Annotated in this window: 19 protein-coding genes; 7 read left to right on the forward strand and 12 right to left on the reverse strand. The window is 63.5% G+C overall.

Annotated elements, in window-relative coordinates; genetic code table 11:
- Positions 1-12 precede the first annotated feature (12 nt).
- The 3 genes from uvrC to DM373_RS12695 all read right to left on the reverse strand — a co-directional run bounded on the left by uvrC (position 13) and on the right by DM373_RS12695 (position 2,936).
- Positions 13-1,836 carry an excinuclease ABC subunit UvrC gene (gene uvrC / locus DM373_RS12685; RefSeq protein WP_110993915.1) on the reverse strand — a complete coding sequence of 608 codons (1,824 nt, stop codon included), beginning with the start codon at positions 1,834-1,836 and terminating at the stop codon, positions 13-15.
- Positions 1,837-1,844: 8 nt separating this feature from the next.
- Positions 1,845-2,483, reverse strand: a complete 639-nt coding sequence (gene gacA / locus DM373_RS12690; protein WP_110993916.1) for a response regulator transcription factor GacA — start codon at positions 2,481-2,483, stop codon at positions 1,845-1,847.
- A gap of 63 nt (positions 2,484-2,546) precedes the next feature.
- Positions 2,547-2,936: a helix-turn-helix domain-containing protein gene (locus DM373_RS12695; RefSeq protein ID WP_110993917.1), complete on the reverse strand. Its 390-nt coding sequence runs from the start codon at positions 2,934-2,936 to the stop codon at positions 2,547-2,549.
- A 278-nt stretch (positions 2,937-3,214) separates the two neighbouring features.
- On the opposite strand from DM373_RS12695, the gene DM373_RS12700 reads away from it, so the two are divergent.
- Positions 3,215-3,637, forward strand: coding sequence for a hypothetical protein (locus DM373_RS12700; RefSeq protein ID WP_157966838.1), 423 nt, complete (start codon positions 3,215-3,217; stop codon positions 3,635-3,637).
- On the opposite strand, the gene DM373_RS12705 is transcribed toward DM373_RS12700, so the two are convergent.
- On the reverse strand, positions 3,627-4,061 hold the full coding sequence (locus tag DM373_RS12705) for a GNAT family N-acetyltransferase (RefSeq protein ID WP_110993919.1): 435 nt from the start codon (positions 4,059-4,061) through the stop codon (positions 3,627-3,629). The two genes, DM373_RS12700 and DM373_RS12705, sit on opposite strands and share 11 nt — an antisense overlap.
- 67 nt (positions 4,062-4,128) lie before the next feature.
- A complete protein-coding gene (locus DM373_RS12710) occupies positions 4,129-4,515 on the reverse strand; it encodes a DUF488 domain-containing protein (RefSeq protein ID WP_110993920.1) in 387 nt (128 codons plus the stop codon).
- Positions 4,516-4,646: 131 nt separating this feature from the next.
- Between DM373_RS12710 and DM373_RS12715 the strand changes: the two genes are divergently transcribed.
- Entirely contained in the window at positions 4,647-6,263 is a 1,617-nt protein-coding gene (locus tag DM373_RS12715; protein WP_110993921.1) for an inorganic phosphate transporter, read from the forward strand.
- 104 nt (positions 6,264-6,367) lie between these two features.
- Here the strand turns inward: DM373_RS12715 and DM373_RS12720 are convergent, their stop codons facing one another.
- The 5 genes from DM373_RS12720 to DM373_RS12740 all read right to left on the reverse strand — a co-directional run bounded on the left by DM373_RS12720 (position 6,368) and on the right by DM373_RS12740 (position 10,554).
- Positions 6,368-7,063, reverse strand: a complete 696-nt coding sequence (locus DM373_RS12720) for a glutathione S-transferase N-terminal domain-containing protein (protein WP_110993922.1) — start codon at positions 7,061-7,063, stop codon at positions 6,368-6,370.
- 105 nt (positions 7,064-7,168) lie between these two features.
- Positions 7,169-7,933: an OmpA family protein gene (locus DM373_RS12725; RefSeq protein WP_110993923.1), complete on the reverse strand. Its 765-nt coding sequence runs from the start codon at positions 7,931-7,933 to the stop codon at positions 7,169-7,171.
- Positions 7,934-7,944: 11 nt separating this feature from the next.
- Positions 7,945-8,334 carry a DUF4398 domain-containing protein gene (locus DM373_RS12730; protein WP_110993924.1) on the reverse strand — a complete coding sequence of 130 codons (390 nt, stop codon included), beginning with the start codon at positions 8,332-8,334 and terminating at the stop codon, positions 7,945-7,947.
- 282 nt (positions 8,335-8,616) lie between these two features.
- Complete coding sequence (locus tag DM373_RS12735) at positions 8,617-9,114, reverse strand: PaaI family thioesterase (protein ID WP_110993925.1); 498 nt, start codon at positions 9,112-9,114, stop codon at positions 8,617-8,619.
- A gap of 57 nt (positions 9,115-9,171) precedes the next feature.
- Positions 9,172-10,554 (reverse strand): amino acid permease, encoded by a 1,383-nt coding sequence (locus tag DM373_RS12740; protein ID WP_110993926.1) that lies wholly within the window; start codon positions 10,552-10,554, stop codon positions 9,172-9,174.
- Positions 10,555-10,807: 253 nt separating this feature from the next.
- Here DM373_RS12740 and gcvA point away from each other — a divergent pair, with 253 nt between their 5' ends.
- Entirely contained in the window at positions 10,808-11,704 is an 897-nt protein-coding gene (gene gcvA, locus DM373_RS12745) for a transcriptional regulator GcvA (RefSeq protein WP_110993927.1), read from the forward strand.
- Between the two features lie 266 nt (positions 11,705-11,970).
- A complete protein-coding gene (locus DM373_RS12750) occupies positions 11,971-13,221 on the forward strand; it encodes a 2-aminoadipate transaminase (protein WP_110993928.1) in 1,251 nt (416 codons plus the stop codon).
- Between the two features lie 3 nt (positions 13,222-13,224).
- Here the strand turns inward: DM373_RS12750 and DM373_RS12755 are convergent, their stop codons facing one another.
- The gene (locus DM373_RS12755; protein ID WP_110993929.1) at positions 13,225-13,527 is read right to left on the reverse strand and encodes a hypothetical protein; all 303 of its coding nucleotides are present in this window, start codon (positions 13,525-13,527) and stop codon (positions 13,225-13,227) included.
- Positions 13,528-13,753: 226 nt separating this feature from the next.
- Here DM373_RS12755 and DM373_RS12760 point away from each other — a divergent pair, with 226 nt between their 5' ends.
- Together DM373_RS12760 and fusA are read left to right on the forward strand one after the other, a co-directional pair.
- The gene (locus DM373_RS12760) at positions 13,754-14,182 is read left to right on the forward strand and encodes a hypothetical protein (RefSeq protein ID WP_110993930.1); all 429 of its coding nucleotides are present in this window, start codon (positions 13,754-13,756) and stop codon (positions 14,180-14,182) included.
- Positions 14,183-14,249: 67 nt separating this feature from the next.
- A complete protein-coding gene (gene fusA / locus DM373_RS12765) occupies positions 14,250-16,364 on the forward strand; it encodes an elongation factor G (protein WP_110993931.1) in 2,115 nt (704 codons plus the stop codon).
- A 139-nt stretch (positions 16,365-16,503) separates the two neighbouring features.
- Here fusA and DM373_RS12770 read toward each other — a convergent pair whose 3' ends face one another.
- Complete coding sequence (locus DM373_RS12770; RefSeq protein ID WP_110993932.1) at positions 16,504-17,946, reverse strand: SulP family inorganic anion transporter; 1,443 nt, start codon at positions 17,944-17,946, stop codon at positions 16,504-16,506.
- A gap of 184 nt (positions 17,947-18,130) precedes the next feature.
- On the opposite strand from DM373_RS12770, the gene DM373_RS12775 reads away from it, so the two are divergent.
- The gene (locus tag DM373_RS12775; RefSeq protein ID WP_208642797.1) at positions 18,131-18,895 is read left to right on the forward strand and encodes a secretin N-terminal domain-containing protein; all 765 of its coding nucleotides are present in this window, start codon (positions 18,131-18,133) and stop codon (positions 18,893-18,895) included.
- The last annotated feature ends 290 nt before the right edge of the window (positions 18,896-19,185 follow it).

Genomic DNA, 19,185 nt, shown 5'->3' on the forward strand with positions numbered 1-19,185 from the left:
GAGCCCGGCATTCTACTCGCTATGCAGGCTGGCATAAATCGACTCGGCAAGCTTTTTACTGATGCCAGGGGCCTTGGCGATCTCGTCGATACTGGCGCGGTTGAGCTCCTGCAGGCCGCCGAAATGTTTCAGCAGCTCGCGCCGGCGCTTGGGCCCCACCCCGGCCACGTCTTCCAGGCTGGAGGTGCGCCGCGCCTTGCCGCGCCTGGCGCGGTGGCCGGTGATGGCGAAACGGTGGGCCTCGTCGCGGATCTGCTGGATCAGGTGCAGCGCCGGGTTGTCGCCCCTGAGGGTGAACTCGTGGGCCACGTCGTTCAGGTACAGGGTTTCGAAACCGGCCTTGCGGGTCACGCCCTTGGCCACGCCGAGCAGGGTGAGGTCGGCGAAGCCCAGTTCCTGCATCACGTCGCGGGCCATGTTCAACTGGCCCTTGCCGCCGTCCACCAGCAGCACGTCGGGCAGCTTGCCCTCTCCGTCCTTGATGCGCCCGTAACGGCGCAACAGGGCCTGGTGCATGGCGGCGTAGTCGTCGCCGGCGGTGACGCCTTCGATGTTGAAGCGGCGGTAATCGGACTTGAGCGGGCCTTCGGGGCCGAACACCACGCACGAGGCCACGGTGGCCTCGCCGCTGGAATGGCTGATGTCGTAGCACTCCAGGCGCTGCGGGACTTCATCCAGGTCCAGCACCTGGGCCAATGCCTCGAAGCGCGCGGCCATGTGCTGGCGGTTGGCCAGGCGGGCGTTGAGCGCTTGTTCGGCGTTGGTCACCGCCAGCTGCTGCCAGCGCGCGCGGGTGCCGCGCACCCGGTGGCTGATGCAGAGCTCGCGCCCGCGCAGGGTCTGTACGGCTTCACTGATTGCCGCGAAATCCTCGTGCACCACATTGACGATCAGCTCGCCCGGCAGTTCGCGTTCGGCATTGCCCAGGTAGTACTGGGACAGGAACGCGGCCATGACCTCGGCCACCTCTTCCTCGATGCCCACCTGGGGGAAGAAGTTCTTGCTGCCCAGCACCCGCCCGCCGCGCACGCTGATCAGGTGCACGCAGGCGCCGCCGGGGTTGACGAAGGCCGCCACCACATCCACGTCGCCGGAGCCGCCTTCCATGTACTGCTGGTCCTGGACCCGGCGCAGCAACGCGATCTGGTCACGCAGCTCGGCCGCCTTTTCGAAGTTCAGGACCATGGCGGCCTTTTCCATCTCGGCATTGAGCTCGTTACCCAGTTGCTGGCTGCGCCCTTCGAGGAACATCACCGAGTGGCGCACGTCTTCGGCATACTCGGCCGGCTCGACCAAGCCCACGCAAGGCGCCTTGCAGCGTTTGATCTGGTACTGCAGGCAGGGCCGGGTGCGGTTGGCGTAATAGCTGTCCTCGCACTGGCGCACCGAGAAGGCCTTCTGCAACAGGCTCAGGCTTTCGCGAATGGCACCGGCGCTGGGGTAAGGGCCGAAGTAGCGGCCCTTGGCTTTCTTGGCGCCACGGTGGATGCCCAGGCGCGGGAATTCACCGTCGGAAAGGAACACATAGGGGTAGGATTTATCGTCGCGCAGCAGGATGTTGTAAGGCGGCCGCCACTGCTTGATCAGCGTCTGCTCAAGCAGCAGCGCTTCGGTCTCATTGGCGGTGATGGTGGTCTCGACCTGGGCGATGCGCCCCACCAGTGCGGCAGTCTTGGGCGCCAGGCCGGTCTTGCGGAAATAGCTGGCCAAACGCTTCTTGAGGTTCTTGGCCTTGCCCACGTAGAGCAGCCGCGCCTCGCTGTCGAACATCTGGTACACGCCCGGGCGACCACTGCAGGTCGCCAGGAACGCGCTGGCATCAAAAGGTTGTGACATGGGTGTGCTTAAAGACTTGCGTCGACCATACCGTGGCGGACGGCCAGCAAGGTCAGTTCGACGTCGCTGGTGACCGAGAGTTTTTCGAAGATTCGATAACGGTAAGTATTGACGGTCTTGGGGGACAGACACAACTTGTCGGAGATGATCTGCACTTTCTGGCAACCGACGATCATCAGGGCGATCTGGATTTCCCGCTCCGAGAGCGTATCGAACGGCGAGCCCTGGGGCTGGAACGACTTGAGCGCCAGTTGCTGGGCAATCTGCGGGCTGATGTAGCGCTGGCCGGCGAACGCCAGGCGGATGGCCTGGACCATTTCGTCGAGCCCGGCGCCCTTGGTCAGGTAGCCGGCGGCACCCGCCTGCATCAGGCGGGTGGGGAACGGGTCTTCCTCGCACACGGTTACCGCCACCACTTTGGTGTCCGGCTGGCTGCGCAACAATTTGCGGGTTGCTTCAAGGCCGCCGATCCCTGGCATTTTCACGTCCATCAGAACCACGTCCGGCTTGAGCTCGCGGGCAAGCTTGAGGGCAGACTCACCCGAGTCCGCCTCCCCCACCACTTGCAGGCCATCGATGTCGGCCAGCATGCGCGTAATGCCGGTACGCACCAGATCGTGATCGTCGACCACCAGGACCCTAATCAAGCAGACACCTCATTAGTGGGGCGATTGGATCCCGCCACCTTAACAAAATTTTTCACAGGCAACCTAGCGTAAAGCGTCATGAAAATAGGCGTTACGCTCAGGTGGGCGCATCCGCACTACCTCAGCGCTTGTAGCTTCTCCAGCCAGACGGTGCAACAGGTGCCAGACGGCCGCCTGATCGGCTTGCGGCAAGCGGCGGAAGGCACCGAGCAGACGGTCTTCGTCGGCAGTGAGGCAATCCAGTGGCGCCGGGGTCGGCACACCGGTCAACACATACAGTGCATCGACCCCCTTGGCCGCGACGGCGGCGAGGTAGTCCATACGTGGCGTACGCTCGCCGCTCTCGTATTTGCCCTGAGCATTGGGCTCGACACCCCCAACGTCACCGAATACGCGCTGGGTCAGCCCCAAGCGTTCGCGCTCCTCTCTCAGGCGCGGGCCGAATCCACTCATTTGCTTGCCTCCTCTGCATCAGTTCGGCTCGGGCGCGTCCAGCACCCGAGTGAATGCGCTTGCATTCGTCCGGCACTATGCCAATTGGATCCAATCCTGGCAAGCAAAGGGCGCCAGATTGACCCTGAAAATGGTTGAGCCAATCATTTTCAGCATGCTCAAACACGCTCCAGAGCACATACCCAGAATAAACACACCGTCAACTATTAAATTTGCCAGTTGCCACCCTTCCGCATCCGCAGCACATTAAAGCGGCAACTATAACCGGGAGTTTTCGCATGAGCATGCACAAACATCCGAACAGCGAAGCTGTTCTTGAACATATCAAAAAAAGTAGCAAGCAATATTTCAATGGAACCTTTGAAGCGCGGTTAAGCCATACGACCAGACCACCTCAGACGGTAGTTTTCACAGAAGGCCACATGTTGCGCTGGGCTCTCATTGGTGACTTCGGTGCCCAACTTGATCGGCGCATGGTCATGCTTTGGCACGCCAACGGTGAGGACATGGCCCCAGGCACCTATGAACTGGGCCCAACAAAAACATATAAAGGCGCGCTGCAAGTTGGCGTAGGTAATTCATTTCACGCCAGTGAGGGGACATTGACCATCGATGCCGCCTCAGCAACATATCGCAAAGGAAGTTTCAACTTCAAAGCGGGAGAGTACGAAGTCGTCGGCACCTTCGATGTCACCGTATAATTACTCGTTGCATTCTGACAAAGCACTCATCCTCCCCCGCTTCGAGGAATCCCCGGCGTCGATACAGTTGTTGCGCCGGGTTGCCCTTGAACACCATCAAACGCAACATTGGCAAATGCCGCTGCTGCGCGCAGGCTGCCAACGCCTCCAGCACCCACCCCCCTACTCCACGCCCGCGATGCTCGGGCAACAGATGCAGTTCGCGAATGTACAACGCCTGGCGATCCTGACTGAGGCTGCAAAAGCCCAGCACCTGTTCGCCCTCCACCACCAGCCACTGCTCGCGCCAGCCCCAGGCCTGGTCGAACGCCTCTTCGATCCACAGCAGGTCGAATTCACGGTAGTAAGGCAGCATCGCCCGGCGGGTCAGGTCGCGGGCAAAGGTGAGGTGTTCGTCAGTGGCGGGAATCAGTGCAAGAGGCATGGTGGGATTCGATCGAGTGCCAAGGTTCGCATTGTTGCCATTGGCCCCATCGCCGGCAAGCCCGCCCCTAAGGGGCATAGCACACCGGCGAACTGCCCGGCCCGCGCCGCTGCTGTTCATCCTCCAGCCAGTCGGCGAGTACCCGGGCATTGTTGTGCTCGGTGTCCTTGCCGGCGTATAGCAGGGTCAGGTCGCCGCTGTCCGCCAGGTCCAGCAACGGGTACCAATGCTCGGGATGAGCGGCCAGTTCATGCTGGTAGCGCCGGGTGAACGCGGCGAAATCCAGTTCGCCGGCATGGAACGCCTTGCGCAGTTCGTCGGATGGCGACACCTCCTTCAGCCACTGCCCGCGCAAGTCTTCCTTGCGTTTGTTGCGCGGCCACAGACGGTCTACCAGTACACGTTGGCCATCGCTGGCCTCGACCGGATCGTACACACGCTTGCAACGGATCATCCTGGGCTCGCTTGGCAATGGGGCGATGCCTTCTAGACTAGGAGTTCCATTGACCGAGGTCACGCCTCGGTAACAGATTGTTTCTAGGATAGGAAACCTGTTCCCACCGTCGATGCATCCCCGGAGCCTCCATGACAACGCCCTCGATGGTCAGCCAGGATGCGCTGCCCAAGCTCGACGCCCGCCCGCAACTGTCCCACCGCCCCGGCCGGGCCACCCTGGCATTGTTCTTCGGCCTGCTGCTGGCCGGCCTTGCCTATACCTTCTGGAGCCTCAAACAGGACGTCAGCGCCAGCGGCACGGTAGTCACCACGGTGACCCCTTTCCTGCTCCTGGGCCTGGCGCTGCTGATCGCCCTGGGCTTCGAGTTCGTCAACGGTTTCCACGACACCGCCAACGCCGTGGCAACGGTGATCTACACCCACTCGCTACCGGCACCGGTGGCGGTGGTCTGGTCGGGACTGTGCAACTTCCTCGGCGTGCTGCTCTCCAGCGGCGCCGTGGCGTTCGGCATCATCGCCCTGCTGCCGGTGGAGCTGATCCTGCAGGTGGGCTCCACCGCGGGCTTTGCCATGGTCTTCTCGCTGCTGCTGGCGGCGATCATCTGGAACCTGGGCACCTGGTGGCTGGGGCTTCCGGCCTCCTCGTCGCACACGTTGATCGGCTCGATCATCGGCGTGGGCGTGGCCAACGCCTTGATGCACGGGCGCGACGGCACCAGCGGTGTGGATTGGGGCCAGGCCAGCAAGGTCGGCTATGCCCTGCTGTTCTCGCCGCTGATCGGCTTCGCCTGCGCCGCCCTGCTGCTGCTCGCCCTGCGCGCGCTGGTCAAACGGCGTGAGTTGTACCAGGCGCCGCAGGGCCAGACGCCACCGCCGTGGTGGATACGCGGGGTACTGATCCTCACCTGCACCGGCGTTTCGTTCGCCCACGGCTCCAACGACGGGCAGAAAGGCATGGGCCTGATCATGTTGATCCTGGTCGGCACCCTGCCGATGGCCTACGCCCTGAACAAGACCATGCCCAGCGAGCAGGCCCTGCAGTTCTCGGCCGTGGCCGAGGTGACCCGCCAGGCTCTGGTACGCGGCGCGCCGCAACCGCCCCCGGCCGATCCGCGGCAAGTCCTGACCAGCTTTATCAGCGAGCCCAAGGCCAGCCCGGAGCTGGTGCCCGCCCTGGCAGCGCTGACCGGCATGATCGGTGAAGAGGTCAAGGGTTATGGCTCGCTCAACCGGGTGCCAGCCGAGGCCATGGCCAACGTGCGCAACGACATGTACCTGACCAGCGAAGCCATTCGCCTGATCGACAAGAACGCGCTGGTGGCGTTCGACGCCGACACCGCCCGCCATGTGCAACTGTTCAAGCGCCAGCTGGACGATGCCACTCGCTACATCCCGCTGTGGGTCAAGGTGGCGGTGGCCATCGCCCTGGGCCTGGGCACCATGGTCGGCTGGCGGCGCATCGTGGTGACGGTGGGTGAAAAGATCGGCAAGACCCACCTGAGCTATGCCCAGGGGGCGTCGGCGGAGGTGGTGGCGATGTGCACCATTGGCGCGGCGGACATGTTCGGGCTGCCAGTCTCGACCACCCATGTGCTGAGCTCGGGCGTAGCCGGGACCATGGTTGCCAACGGCTCGGGGGTTCAGAAGCGGACGCTGATCAACCTGCTGATGGCCTGGGTGCTGACCTTGCCGGCGGCGATGGTGTTGGCGGGCAGCCTGTACTGGCTTCTGAATCAGATTTTCTAGCCTGAAACAGAGAACCTGTGGGAGCGGGTTTACCTGCGAATGCGATGGCGAATGCCCACCGTCTTCGCGGGCAAACCCGCTCCCACAGGTTCAGCAATGCCCGTTCAACCGGGGATTTTCAGGCCACGCTGAACGGCAGGCCGTTCGAGGAAGCTGGCCAGCACCCGCTGCACCTCCTTGAACTCATCGAAGCCCACCAGGTCACGGGCGTTGTAGCGCTCCACCAGGTTGCGCACCCAGGGGAAGATGGCGATGTCAGCGATGCTGTATGCGTCGACCATCCATTCGCGGCCTTGCAGGTGCCGGTCCAGCACGCCCAGCAAACGCTTCGACTCGTTGACGTAACGGTCGCGCGGGCGCTTGTCTTCGTAATCCTTGCCGGCGAAGAAATGGAAGAAGCCCACCTGGCCGAACATCGGCCCGATGCCGCCCATCTGGAACATCAACCACTGGATCGTCTGGTAGCGCTGGGCCGGGTCCTGGCTGAGCAACTGGCCGCTCTTTTCGGCCAGGTACTGCAGGATCGCGCCGGACTCGAACAACGCCAGCGGTTTGCCGCCTGGACCATCGGGGTCGAGAATCGCCGGGATCTTGTTGTTGGCGCTCAGCGAAATGAATTCGGGGCTCAGTTGGTCATCGCTGTCGAAGCTGACCTTGTGCGGCTCGTAGGCCAGGCCGATTTCCTCCAGCATGATCGACACCTTGACGCCATTTGGCGTGGGCAGCGAATACAGCTGCAGGCGCTCGGGGTGTTGCGCCGGCCACTTGCGGGTGATGGGGAATGCGCTCAGATCGGTCATGCTCGGTCCCTGCAATCGTGGAAACGATCACTGTAGGGACAGCGCTGCGGTTTGACCATCGCAGCGTGCCGGATGGCGCAGCCGGGGGGCTGCGCCGGCGCTTCATCAGAAGCGTGGCGCGACGGCCTCGGCGCCCCTGGAGATCACCACCTCGACGCGTCGATTGAGCTGGCGTGACTGCGCCGTGGCGTTGCTGGCCACCGGATACTCCTTGCCGTAACCGGCGCTTTTGATGCGCTGCGCAGCCACACCCTGACGGCGCAGCGCATTGGCCACCGCGTCAGCCCGGTGCTCGGACAGTCGCTGGTTGAGGGCATCGCTGCCGGTGGCGTCGGTGAAACCCTCTACCAGCACCTTGCGCTCAGGGTTCGCCTGCAGGTACGCAGCCAGTTCCTGGATGTTGTAGTGGCTGCGGCCGTTCAGCTCGGCCTTGCCGGTCTGGAACAGCACGTCACCGAAGGTCACCACATCGCCGCGTGCACTCGGCTTGGCCTTGAGCGCGTTGAGCTGTGCGGTGCGTGCATCCAGGCGGGCCTGGGTTCGCTCAAGTTCGACACGCTTGAGCGCGGCATCGGTGTTGCGCAGGTCGATGGTCTGTTCAGCAAACTCGATCTGCCGACCAGCCAGCGTGGCCAGGCGCTCGACCTCGGCGGATTTGCGGTCCTTGAGCGAGGCCGACTCGGCTTTGCCCAGGGCGGTATAGGCGTCCTGGGTTTCCAGCGCGGCGAGACGGCTTGCCTCGGGTTTGCCTTGCAACACCGAGTAGGCTTCGCGCGCTTCAAGCAACGTGGGGTTTTCCGGCGTGGTGCCGCAGCCGGCCAGCATCAGGCCAAGAAGCGACACAGCGGGCAGCAGGTAGACTTTGGACATGGTCACTTCCTTCAATGAACGGATTCGGCAGTCGGGCTGTCAGGAGCATCAAGGATCTCCTGCTTGAGCACTTCGATCCCCTTGCGGGCGACCTCCAGCTGCTCTCTGGCCTTGAGCGCCTGCGCCTTGCGCTCGGCTACGCGCGCGTCTGCCCTCGCCCCTTCGGCCAGGGTGCGGGCCTGTTCGAACTTCTTCTCACCCAGGGCCCGGTCCAGGGCACTCATCTTGTCCTGGGCGGCGCGCATCTCCACCGGGGCATATTGGGTGGCTTCGGCGGCGACGGCGCGGTTGACCGCACTGCGGGCCAGTTCGATCTGCTCATTGGGAACGGTCACGCTGGCGCAGCCGCTCATGATCATGAGCAGGCCGACAAGCGACAAGGTCTTGCAGTTGAAACGCATGGAATAGGCTCCTTTGATGCGCTCGCGAATCTGCGGCCACCGGCGTCGGTGACCACAGGCAGTTGATGAACAGACAGCCTGATCTGGAAACGACGCAAGACTATTGCCGCGAAGCTGACGGCCAAATAGGACTTTTCCCAGCCACCCTGTCGGCTTTTTCAACAACTGCTTCGGCACAGGCCCTATGCCGGACGGCAAAACGCCTGAACGGCGCACGCCCACGTTTGGGGCGAGCACCGTTCAGGCGTCTACTGGCAAAAATGCTAGGTGAACGGCCTGTTGTCAGGCCTGGCCGTGTGCCTTGAGCTTGAGTTTTTCGGTGTCCACCCGCACGAACACCGAGTCGGCGGTGACGGTCAGGACATCACCCGCCCAGACCTCGCAGATGACCCGCGTCTTGCGCCCGACTTCGCCCTCCACGCGGGCCTTGAGCAACAGCTCCACGCCCATCGGGGTCGGTTTCAGGTAGTTGAGCCCGAGGCTCCCGGTGACGCAATCGATACGCGGCAGGCTGCCCGCCTCGCGACCCTCGGCACGGTAGTGGTAGGCCATGGCGGTCCAGTTGGAGTGGCAGTCGACCAGCATGGCCAGCAAGCCGCCGTAAACCAGGCCGGGCCAGCCGATGAAGGTTTCATCCGGTGCATGCCGGCACAACAGGTGGATGCCGTCGGCATCCCAGTGGCTTTGCAGGTGCAAGCCGGAGGGGTGGGCGCTACCGCAGCCGTAGCAAGTGCCGTCGGGTGCGGCGAGGGCCTGGAGGGAGAGCATCTGATGGTTCATACGCAGCCTGTGCTTGTTGGAATGGGGGCGCGAAACGCCCCCATTAAAGCAGAAACATCAAGCCGTCTGCGCCACCGCCCTGCCGCGCTTCTGGGTCAGCGAAACCAGCAGGATGAACAAGGTCACCCCGGCGGTCATCAGCGTTTCATAGCGGTAGGCATCGCTGAACAGCATGTAGCCCAGCACCATCACGATGGTGCCGATCACCAGCCAGGTCAGCCACGGGAACAGCCACATCTTCAGCTCCAGCGGCCGCCCTTCACGCTCGGCACGGGCACGCATGCGCAACTGCGAAACGGCGATCACCAGGTACACCAGCAACGCGATGGCGCCAGTAGTCGAGAGCAGGAAGCCGAACACCTTGCCGGGGAACACATAGTTGACCAGGCAGCCAGCGAAGCCTGCCAGGGTCGAGAGGATCACCGCCACGGTCGGCACGCCAGCACCCGAGATGCGCTTGGTCATGCTCAGCGCCTGGCCACGGGCCCCCAGGGAGTACAGCATCCGCGAAGCGGTATAGAGGCCGGAGTTCATGCAACTGGTCACTGCCACCAACACCACCAGGTCAACCAGCAGCTTGGCCCCGGGCACATTGAGCACCTCGAGCACGCGCTGGAACGAACCCACGGCTTTCAAGGCAGGGTCGTTCCAGGCCACCAGCGACACCACCAGGAAGATCGATGCCAGGTAGAAGATCGCAATACGGTACACCACCAGGTTGGTAGCGCGGCGGATCTTGTCTTTCGGATTGGCGGTCTCGTCGGCGGCGATGGTGACGATCTCGGCGCCGAAGAACGAGAAGATGGTGATCAGCACGCCACCCAGCACGGTGCCGAAGCCGTTGGGCATGAAGCCACCGTGGTCCCACAGGCGGCTCACCCCGGAAACCTCGGCCAGCGGCCAGAAGCCGAACACCGCCAGGCTGCAGACCACGATGAAGGCAATGATCGCAACCACTTTCACCAGCGCAAACCAGTACTCGAAGGCACCGAAGTTCTTCACGCTGACCAGGTTGGTACCCGACAGCACGACCATGATCAGGAAGGCGAACAGCCAGGACGGCACGCCCGGGAAGTAGGCGTGCAGGATGTCGGCGCCGGCAATCGCCTCGACCGGAATGATCAGCACCCAGAACCACCAGTACAGCCAACCGATGGTGAAGCCTGCCCAAGGGCCGATGGCCTCGGAGGCGTAGGTGGAGAACGAACCGCTGTTGGGGTTGGCGATAGCCATTTCGCCGAGCATGCGCATCACCAGCAGCACCAGCAAGCCGGTCATGGCATAGGAGATGAGAATGGCCGGGCCGGCGGTGGCGATGGCGTTGGAGGAGCCGATGAACAGCCCGGCGCCGATGATGCCGGCGATGGAAATCATCGAGACCTGACGGGAGGTCAGGCCGTGTTGCAGGGAACGCTGTTTCTTATTTTCTGGCGATGCCATGGGGAACCCTCGAATGGGTCGGCCGTTGCAAGGACGGCTGAAAGTTGGAGCAGAATTCAGTAAGTCGCAGGTGCTCGTTGTTGTTCTTGTAAACGCCGGTCGTGGTTTTGCCCTCCTCTTCGCACTACCGGTTGTCATCGTTGATCCAGGTCAGTATTAATCTATAGGGACGGGTCAACAAACGACCTTTTCGAAGCACATCATTCTATTTGGGAATGAATTCCTTCCTTTTTTGCCGGGTAGCGCCTTCGCCATGTCCAAACGCCTGATGCCGTCCACCACCGCCCTGCAGTGCTTCGAGGCCGCCGCCCGCCACCTGAGTTTCACCCGCGCGGCGCAGGAACTGCACCTGACCCAGAGCGCGGTCAGCAAGCAGGTGGCGCAGCTCGAGGACATGCTTGCCCACCCGCTGTTCCAGCGCATTCGCCGACGCCTGCACCTCACTCCGGCAGGGGCGCTGTACCTCACCGAGGTGAACAAGATCCTCACCCAGATCGACATCTCCAGCCGCTACATCCTCAGCTACGGCGACGAGACCGAGGTGCTGCGCATCGCCACCCAGCCGACCTTCGGTGCACGCTGGCTGGTGCCCCGGCTCAAGGGTTTTGGTGAGCGGCACCCGCGCATCCACCTGGACATCCGCAACGAGCTGGAACCGTTCGACCTGGTGCAGGCCAAGGCCGACGTGGCGTTTTTCTTTGGCCAGGGCACCTGGCCGGGGGCGACCTGCATCGAGCTGTTCAGCGAGGAGGTGGTGCCGGTGTGCGCCCCTGGCCTGGTGGCCCGACAGCGTTTCAGTAGCGCCCAGATGCTCACCGAGCACCGTCTGCTGCAATGCGCCTCGCGCCCGGAGGCCTGGCACGAGTGGTTCCTGGGGCTGGGGCTGCACAGCCAGAACAGCTACCACGGGCCGCGTTTCGACACGTTCTACCTGTGCATTCGCGCCGCCATCGCCGGCTGCGGCATTGCCCTGATCCCACGCTATCTGGTGGCCGAGGAACTGAGCGAGGGCAAGCTGGTGGTGGCCTGGGACCACCCGGTGGCCAGCAATGGGCGGCACTTCATGGCGCATGCCGAGCATGCGGCCGAGGTGCCTAAGGTACGGGCCTTTGTGCAATGGATTCGCGAGCGGGTGGCTGAAGAGGGTTAGGTTCTGTACGAAAAGTTTTGTGGGAGCGGGCTTGCCCCGCGATGGAATGCGAGGCGCTCCTGTACCCGCTATCAAATTGTGTCAAAGACGCCGCGAATTCAGGCTTGACTGCCGCGTTGCGGCAGATCGCGGGGCAAGCCCGCTCCCACGCCCCAGAACCCTTACTTCAAGAATTGGAGGAATGATCGCAATCCGATAATTCGTTTGCGGAATATATCCCCGGCACGCTTCGATAGTCAGTAATTCGAACAACAGGCCGCGTGCACATGAATCAGGAAAGTATCAGCCAGTCCATCGCCATCGTTCACCCGATTACACTTTCCCATGGCCGTAACGCCGAAGTCTGGGATACCGCCGGCAAACGTTATATCGACTTTGTCGGTGGCATTGGCGTGCTCAATCTGGGCCACTGCAACCCGGCGGTGGTCGAGGCGATCCAGTTGCAGGCCACGCGCCTGACCCACTATGCGTTCAACGCCGCCCCCCATGGCCCGTACCTGGAGCTGATGGAGCGCTTGCGCCAGTTCGTGCCGGTCAGCTACCCCTTGGCGGGCATGCTCACCAACAGTGGCGCGGAGGCGGCGGAAAATGCCCTGAAGGTGGCCCGTGGCGCCACCGGCAAGCGCGCCATCATCGCCTTCGACGGCGGCTTCCATGGCCGCACCCTGGCCACCCTCAACCTCAACGGCAAGGTCGCGCCCTACAAGCAACGCGTGGGCGAGCTGCCCGGCCCGGTCTACCACCTGCCCTACCCCAGTGCCGACACCGGGGTCACCTGCGAGCAGGCGCTCAAGGCCATGGAGCGGCTGTTCAGCGTTGAACTGGCGGTGGAGGACGTGGCGGCCTTCATCTTCGAGCCGGTGCAGGGGGAAGGCGGCTTCCTCGCCCTGGACCCGATATTTGCCCAGGCGCTGCGGCGCTTCTGCGACGAGCACGGGATCCTGGTCATCATCGACGAGATCCAGTCGGGCTTCGGCCGTACCGGGCAACGTTTTGCATTCCCCCGCCTGGGCATCGAGCCCGACTTGCTGCTGCTGGCCAAGAGCATCGCCGGCGGCATGCCGCTGGGTGCGGTGGTCGGCCGCAGGGAAATCATCGATGCGCTGCCCAAGGGCGGACTGGGCGGGACCTACTCGGGCAACCCGATCGCCTGTGCAGCGGCACTGGCGAGCCTGGCGCAGATGACCGACGCCAACCTGGCCACCTGGGGCGAACGCCAGGAACAGGCCATCGTCGCGCGCCATGCACGCTGGAAAACCTCAGGGGTGTGCGCTGCGCTCGGGCGCCTGACCGGCACCGGCGCCATGCGCGGCATCGAACTGCTCAATGCCGACGGCAGCCCGGCGCCAGCGGTGCTGGCCAAGGTGCTGGAAGCGGCGCGTAACAAGGGGCTGCTGCTGATGCCGAGTGGCAAGGCGCGGCACATCATCCGCCTGCTGGCACCGCTGACCATCGAGCCACAGGTGCTCGAGGAAGGGCTGGATATCCTCGAGCAGTGCCTGGCGGAACTGGGCTGAGGCTTACAGCCCGAGTTCTTCGGGGGTAAGCATGTCGTTTTCGAAGGCGATCCAGCCGCCTTCGAGTTCGGCGTGGCCGTTGACGATCGGGCCGTAGTAGCTCAAGCCGTTCTCCAGGGTGACGCAGATGTGCGTGGCATCTTTTTCGGGGGCCGCGAGCGTGCCGACGAAATGCACTTTCTTCAGCACCTCGGTCACCGCCTCAAGGCCCGCGCGCATGTTGGTGTTCTCCGAGGCCTCGGTGTCGCCCCCACGGTCTTCGGCGCTGACGGTCACGGTGGCGATGTAGGGGTACTTGGTGCTCAAGCGAGGTTACCTCACAGGTGTATTAGGCGTATGGGCGCGTAGAGTACGGCAGGCGCTTCCGGTTGTCTCTACCGGCCTCATCGCGGGGCAAGCCCGCTCCCACGGTTGGACACCGGTTCGTGGGAGCGGGCTTGCCCCGCGATGAGTCTGATGATCCACATGGCCTCCCCTGCCCCGATCTGTTAGGGTGCCCGCCGATGCACGCCACACCACGCGAGGATACCGAGTGAGCGCAGAACTTCCCCTGATCGCCGACCTGTTCGAGGTCGACAAACGCCTGACCCTCAAGCCCGTCGTGGACTTCAACAGCTACCTGCGCAATGCCTTCGCCGATGGCGCCTGCCGCTGCCATCGCTGTGTAGAGGGCAACGGCGACGAAAGCAGCTACAGCCACCGCCACACCTTCGAACTGGAAGGCCGCACGGTCAATCGCCGCTTCGCCAACACGGCCGGCAGTGACGTACTGCTGGTGCTGAAGAAGGCCTGGCTGTCCTACACCAAGAACGACCTGGTCACCGTCGGCGCACTGGACATGACCACCCTCAAGTCCTTCACCGAGGCCAACCTGCACGCCCGCCTGCTGGCCCTGCTGCCGGCCAGCGGCCTGGCCCGCGAAGTCGACGGCCAGTGGCAGTTGCAAGTGCTCGCCGACTGACGGCGGCCACGGCAGGATTCTCCCGCTCTGCTAAGTTGGGAGAACCCTCACCCGCAGGTGACCCGCCATGGCCCGCACGACCCCCATCGAGCTGTACCGCAATATCGGCATCGTCGCCCACGTCGATGCCGGCAAGACCACCACCACCGAGCGGATCCTGTTCTACACCGGGGTCAACCACAAGATGGGTGAGGTGCACGACGGCGCCGCGACCATGGACTGGATGGCCCAGGAGCAGGAGCGCGGCATCACCATCACCTCGGCGGCCACCACCGCGTTCTGGCAAGGCTCGACCAAGCAGTTCGAGCACAAGTACCGCTTCAACATCATCGACACCCCCGGCCACGTCGACTTCACCATCGAGGTGGAGCGCTCGTTGCGCGTACTCGATGGCGCGGTGGTGGTGTTCAGCGGCGCCGATGGCGTGGAACCGCAGTCCGAGACCGTCTGGCGCCAGGCCAACAAGTACCACGTGCCGCGCCTGGCCTATATCAACAAGATGGACCGCCAGGGCGCCGACTTCCTGCGCGTGGTGAAGCAGATCGACCAGCGCCTGGGCCACCACCCTGTGCCGATCCAGCTGGCCATCGGCAGCGAGGAGAACTTCATCGGCCAGATCGACCTGGTGAAGATGAAGGCCATCTACTGGAACGACGCCGACAACGGCACCAGTTACCGCGAAGAAGCGATCCCCGCCGAGCTGCAGGCCCTGGCCGATGAATGGCGGGCGCATATGATCGAGGCAGCGGCGGATGCCAGCGAAGCGCTGACCCTGAAGTTCCTCGACGGCGAGGAATTCACCACCGAGGAAATCAAGGCAGCCCTGCGCCAGCGCACCATCGCCAATGAAATCGTCCCGACCATCCTCGGCTCGTCGTTCAAGAACAAGGGCGTGCCGTTGATGCTCGACGCGGTGATCGACTACCTGCCCGCCCCATCCGAAATCCCCGCGATCAAGGGCACCGACCCGGACGATGAAGAGAAGCACCTGGAACGCCACGCCGACGACAAGGAGCCGTTCTCGGCCCTGGCCTTCAAGATCGCCACCGACCCGTTCGTCGGCACCCTGACCTTCGCTCGGGTGTATTCGGGCGTGCTCAGCTCCGGCAATGCGGTGCTCAATTCGGTCAAGGGCAAGAAGGAACGCATCGGCCGCATGGTGCAGATGCACGCCAACCAGCGCGCCGAGATCAAGGACGTGTGCGCCGGCGACATTGCCGCGTTGATCGGCATGAAGGACGTGACCACCGGCGACACCCTGTGCGACATGGACAAGCCGATCATCCTCGAACGCATGGACTTCCCGGACCCGGTGATCTCCCAGGCGGTCGAACCCAAGACCAAAGGCGACCAGGAAAAAATGGGCATCGCCCTGAGCAAGCTGGCCCAGGAAGACCCGTCGTTCCGGGTCAAGACCGATGAGGAAACCGGGCAGACCATCATCTCCGGCATGGGTGAACTGCACCTGGACATCATCATCGACAGGATGCGCCGCGAGTTCAACGTGGAGGCCAATATCGGCAAGCCGCAGGTGGCCTACCGCGAGAAGATCCGCAACACCTGCGAGATCGAAGGCCGCTTCGTGCGCCAGTCGGGCGGGCGTGGCCAGTATGGCCACTGCTGGATTCGCTTCGCCCCGGGCGACGAGGGCAAGGAAGGGCTGGAGTTCGTCAACGAGATCGTCGGCGGCGTGGTGCCACGTGAGTACATCCCGGCGATCCAGAAAGGCATCGAGGAGCAGATGAAGAACGGCGTGCTGGCCGGCTACCCGCTGATCAGCCTCAAGGCGGCGGTGTTCGACGGCTCGTACCACGACGTCGACTCCAACGAGATGGCCTACAAGATCGCCGCCTCGATGGCCACCAAGCAGTTGTCGCAGAAAGGCGGCGCCGTGTTGCTGGAGCCGGTGATGAAGGTCGAGGTGGTGACGCCCGAGGAGTATCAGGGCGACATCATGGGCGACCTGAGCCGGCGCCGTGGGATGATCCAGGACGGCGACGAGACCCCGGCCGGCAAGGTCATACGGGCCGAGGTGCCGCTGGGCGAGATGTTCGGCTACGCCACCTCGATGCGCTCGATGACCCAGGGCCGGGCCAGCTACACCATGGAATTCACCCGCTATGCCGAGGCACCGGCGAGCATTGCCGATAGCATCGTCAAGAAGAACCGCGGGGAGTCATGAGACGAGCGCTGCGCACTCGATTCGCGGGTAAATCGGGGCGCCGAACCGCCGCTCCCACAGGGATCGCGAAACCCTGTGGGAGCGGCGGTTCGGCGCCCCGATTTACCCGCGAATGCGCCAGGCCAGACAACGCCGCCTGTCAGTGCTGCTCACCCGCCCGCTTCAGCAGCTTCTTGCAACGCTCCGACAGATGCACCACCCGCAACTGCTTTCCGGCCTTGGCATACCGCTCGCGCAAGGTCTTGAGCGCCGCGATCGCCGAATAATCGACGAAGCTCAAATGCTGACAATCCAAGGTCACCTGGGCCGGATCACCGGCCGGGTCGAACTGGTTGAGAAACGGCGTGGTCGAGGCGAAGAACAGCGTCCCATGCACCTGGTAATGCTTGTCGCCGGCCGCATCCACATGGCTGTCGGCGTACAGCTCACGCGCATGCTGCCAGGCGAAGTTGATCGCGGCGATGACGATACCGAACATCACCGCCGTTGCCAGGTCGGTGAACACCGTCACCACCGTCACCGCAACGATTGCCAGCACATCGCTCAACGGCACCTTGCGCAGCACCCGCAACGAGGCCCAGGCGAAGGTCTGCTGGGCCACCACGAACATCACGCCGACCAACGCCGCCAGCGGAATACGCTCGATCAACGGCGACAGGAACAACACGAACAGCAGGATCATCACCCCGGCCACCACCCCCGACAGCCGCCCACGGCCGTTGGAGCTGAGGTTGATCACGGTCTGGCCGATCATCGCGCAGCCGCCCATGCCGCCGCACAGGCCCGAGACCATGTTGGCCGCACCCAACGCCACGCACTCGCGGTCCGGGTAGCCGCGGCTCTCGGTGATTTCGTCGGTGAGGTTGAGGGTGAGCAGGGTTTCCAGCAGGCCGACCATGGCCATCAGCAGCGCATAGGGCGCGATGATCTTCAGCGTCTCGAGGTTCCACGGCACGTCCGGCAGGGCCAGTTGCGGCAAGCCGCCGGCGATGTGCGCCATGTCGCCGAGGGTGCGGGTGGGCAAGCCGAACAGGTACACCATCAGGCCGACGCCGAGGATCGCCACCAACGCCGGTGGCACCGCGCGGGTCAGCCTGGGCAGTACGTAGACCACCAGCATGGTCAGGGCCACCAGGCCGATCATCAGGTACAGCGGCGTGCCACTGAGCCAGCGCTCACCCTCCTTGAAGTGCTCCAGCTGGGCCAGGGCGATGACGATGGCCAGGCCATTGACGAAACCGAGCATGACCGGGTACGGCACCAGGCGCACCAGCTTGCCCAGGCGCAGCACGCCGAACAGGATCATCACCACCCCGCCCAGCAGCACCGTGGCCAGCAGGTATTGGGCGCCGTGCTGCACCACCAGGGCGACGATCACCACCGCCATCGAACCGGCGGCGCCGGAGATCATCCCCGGACGGCCGCCGAACAGCGCGGTCAGGGTGCAGATGATGAACGCGCCGTACAGGCCCATCAACGGGTTGAGGTGGGCCACCAGGGCAAAAGCGATGCACTCGGGCACCAGGGCGAACGAGGTGGTGAGGCCGGCGAGCAGGTCGGCGCGTAGGCGAGCAGGTTTCATGGGGGTCCTGTACAGGAAGCAAAGGCAGCACGCCCCGCTCCCACAGGACAGGCGTTGCCTTGAGGGGCGAGACTGAAATTCGAGGGGCGATGTTACGTAAATTGACTGACAGCGACCAGCAACAGCCCCAACCTTTCACGCCCCTGTGATCCAGGCCCGGCAAGATGCCGACAAATTTGCCATCATGTTCACTCCACCCGCGGAGATCATGGACATGCCGCTACGCCCCCTCCTCGCCTCACTGCTGCTGGCCGCCAGCCTCACCGCCCAGGCCGCCACCGAGGTCATCCCCCTGCAACACCGCAGCAGCGCCGAACTGCTGCCCGCCGCCCAGTCGTTCCTGGGCAAGGACGGCAGCGTCAGCACCTTCGAGGACAAGCTGATCGTCAATGCCAGCCAGGAGCGCATCGACGACCTGCGCACCCTGCTGCAGCAACTGGACACCGCGCCCAAGCGCCTGCTGATCAGCGTCGACAACAACGACAGCAACTTCCAGGACAATCGCGGCAATGCACGGGTCATCCATTACGGCACCGCCAACCGCGAAGGCGGCCTGCAGCAGATCCAGGCCAGTGAAGGGCAACCGGCGCTGATCCAGGTGGGCCAGAGCATCCCCATCACCAGCACCTCCACCGACGGCTACGGGCGCATCCAGAGCGACACGCAATACCGCAATGTCACCCAGGGTTTCTACGTCACCCCACGCCTGACCGGTGACACCGTACGCCTGCAAATCAGCACCAATAATGACCGAATGAGCCAGGAACGTGCCGATGTAGTGAAAGTGCAAAGCACCGACACAACGGTCACCGGCAGGCTGGGTGAATGGATCACCCTGGCAGGCTACAACCAGGACAGTCAGGCCGAGCGCAGTGCGTCAAGCCTCAGCTACAGCACCCAACGTGGGGAAAATATGACTTTGCGTGTCAAAGTCGACCTTCTTGACTGATCCCAGGCAATTCAAGGCCTCGACCAAAGGCCTTGAAACTGACCGGCAAGTCGCATTAGACCAAAGATGTAGTAACCAGAAAAAAGCACTACAAAATCGTTGACAGGCTCTTTTTGGCAAAGGCATGATGGCCTCGCTCCCGCTAATCAGAGGCCCTGGCAAGGGTCTTCGGAGCGCCCTGCACACCACCAGCGCAGGCGCTTCGTGTCCATACGGCCCACAAGGCGGTTCGACGGGATTGCGACTGCAACGAAGAAGTTGTCCCGAGGGACGGAAGCGCATCACCGCAG

Source organism: Pseudomonas sichuanensis (assembly GCF_003231305.1).
GTDB lineage: Bacteria > Pseudomonadota > Gammaproteobacteria > Pseudomonadales > Pseudomonadaceae > Aquipseudomonas > Aquipseudomonas sichuanensis.

Bases quoted from the DNA above. Each gene is read 5' to 3' on its own strand.
- DM373_RS12740 (WP_110993926.1), bottom strand. From the start codon at position 10,554: ATGGCATCGCCAGAAAATAAGAAACAGCGTTCCCTGCAACACGGCCTG.
- DM373_RS12715 (WP_110993921.1), top strand. From the start codon at position 4,647: ATGACAACGCCCTCGATGGTCAGCCAGGATGCGCTGCCCAAGCTCGAC.
- DM373_RS12710 (WP_110993920.1), bottom strand. From the start codon at position 4,515: ATGATCCGTTGCAAGCGTGTGTACGATCCGGTCGAGGCCAGCGATGGC.
- DM373_RS12730 (WP_110993924.1), bottom strand. From the start codon at position 8,334: ATGCGTTTCAACTGCAAGACCTTGTCGCTTGTCGGCCTGCTCATGATC.
- DM373_RS12695 (WP_110993917.1), bottom strand. From the start codon at position 2,936: ATGAGTGGATTCGGCCCGCGCCTGAGAGAGGAGCGCGAACGCTTGGGG.
- DM373_RS12775 (WP_208642797.1), top strand. From the start codon at position 18,131: ATGTTCACTCCACCCGCGGAGATCATGGACATGCCGCTACGCCCCCTC.
- DM373_RS12735 (WP_110993925.1), bottom strand. From the start codon at position 9,114: ATGAACCATCAGATGCTCTCCCTCCAGGCCCTCGCCGCACCCGACGGC.
- uvrC (WP_110993915.1), bottom strand. From the start codon at position 1,836: ATGTCACAACCTTTTGATGCCAGCGCGTTCCTGGCGACCTGCAGTGGT.
- DM373_RS12750 (WP_110993928.1), top strand. From the start codon at position 11,971: ATGAATCAGGAAAGTATCAGCCAGTCCATCGCCATCGTTCACCCGATT.
- DM373_RS12720 (WP_110993922.1), bottom strand. From the start codon at position 7,063: ATGACCGATCTGAGCGCATTCCCCATCACCCGCAAGTGGCCGGCGCAA.
- fusA (WP_110993931.1), top strand. From the start codon at position 14,250: ATGGCCCGCACGACCCCCATCGAGCTGTACCGCAATATCGGCATCGTC.
- gcvA (WP_110993927.1), top strand. From the start codon at position 10,808: ATGTCCAAACGCCTGATGCCGTCCACCACCGCCCTGCAGTGCTTCGAG.
- DM373_RS12700 (WP_157966838.1), top strand. From the start codon at position 3,215: ATGAGCATGCACAAACATCCGAACAGCGAAGCTGTTCTTGAACATATC.
- DM373_RS12705 (WP_110993919.1), bottom strand. From the start codon at position 4,061: ATGCCTCTTGCACTGATTCCCGCCACTGACGAACACCTCACCTTTGCC.
- DM373_RS12770 (WP_110993932.1), bottom strand. From the start codon at position 17,946: ATGAAACCTGCTCGCCTACGCGCCGACCTGCTCGCCGGCCTCACCACC.
- DM373_RS12725 (WP_110993923.1), bottom strand. From the start codon at position 7,933: ATGTCCAAAGTCTACCTGCTGCCCGCTGTGTCGCTTCTTGGCCTGATG.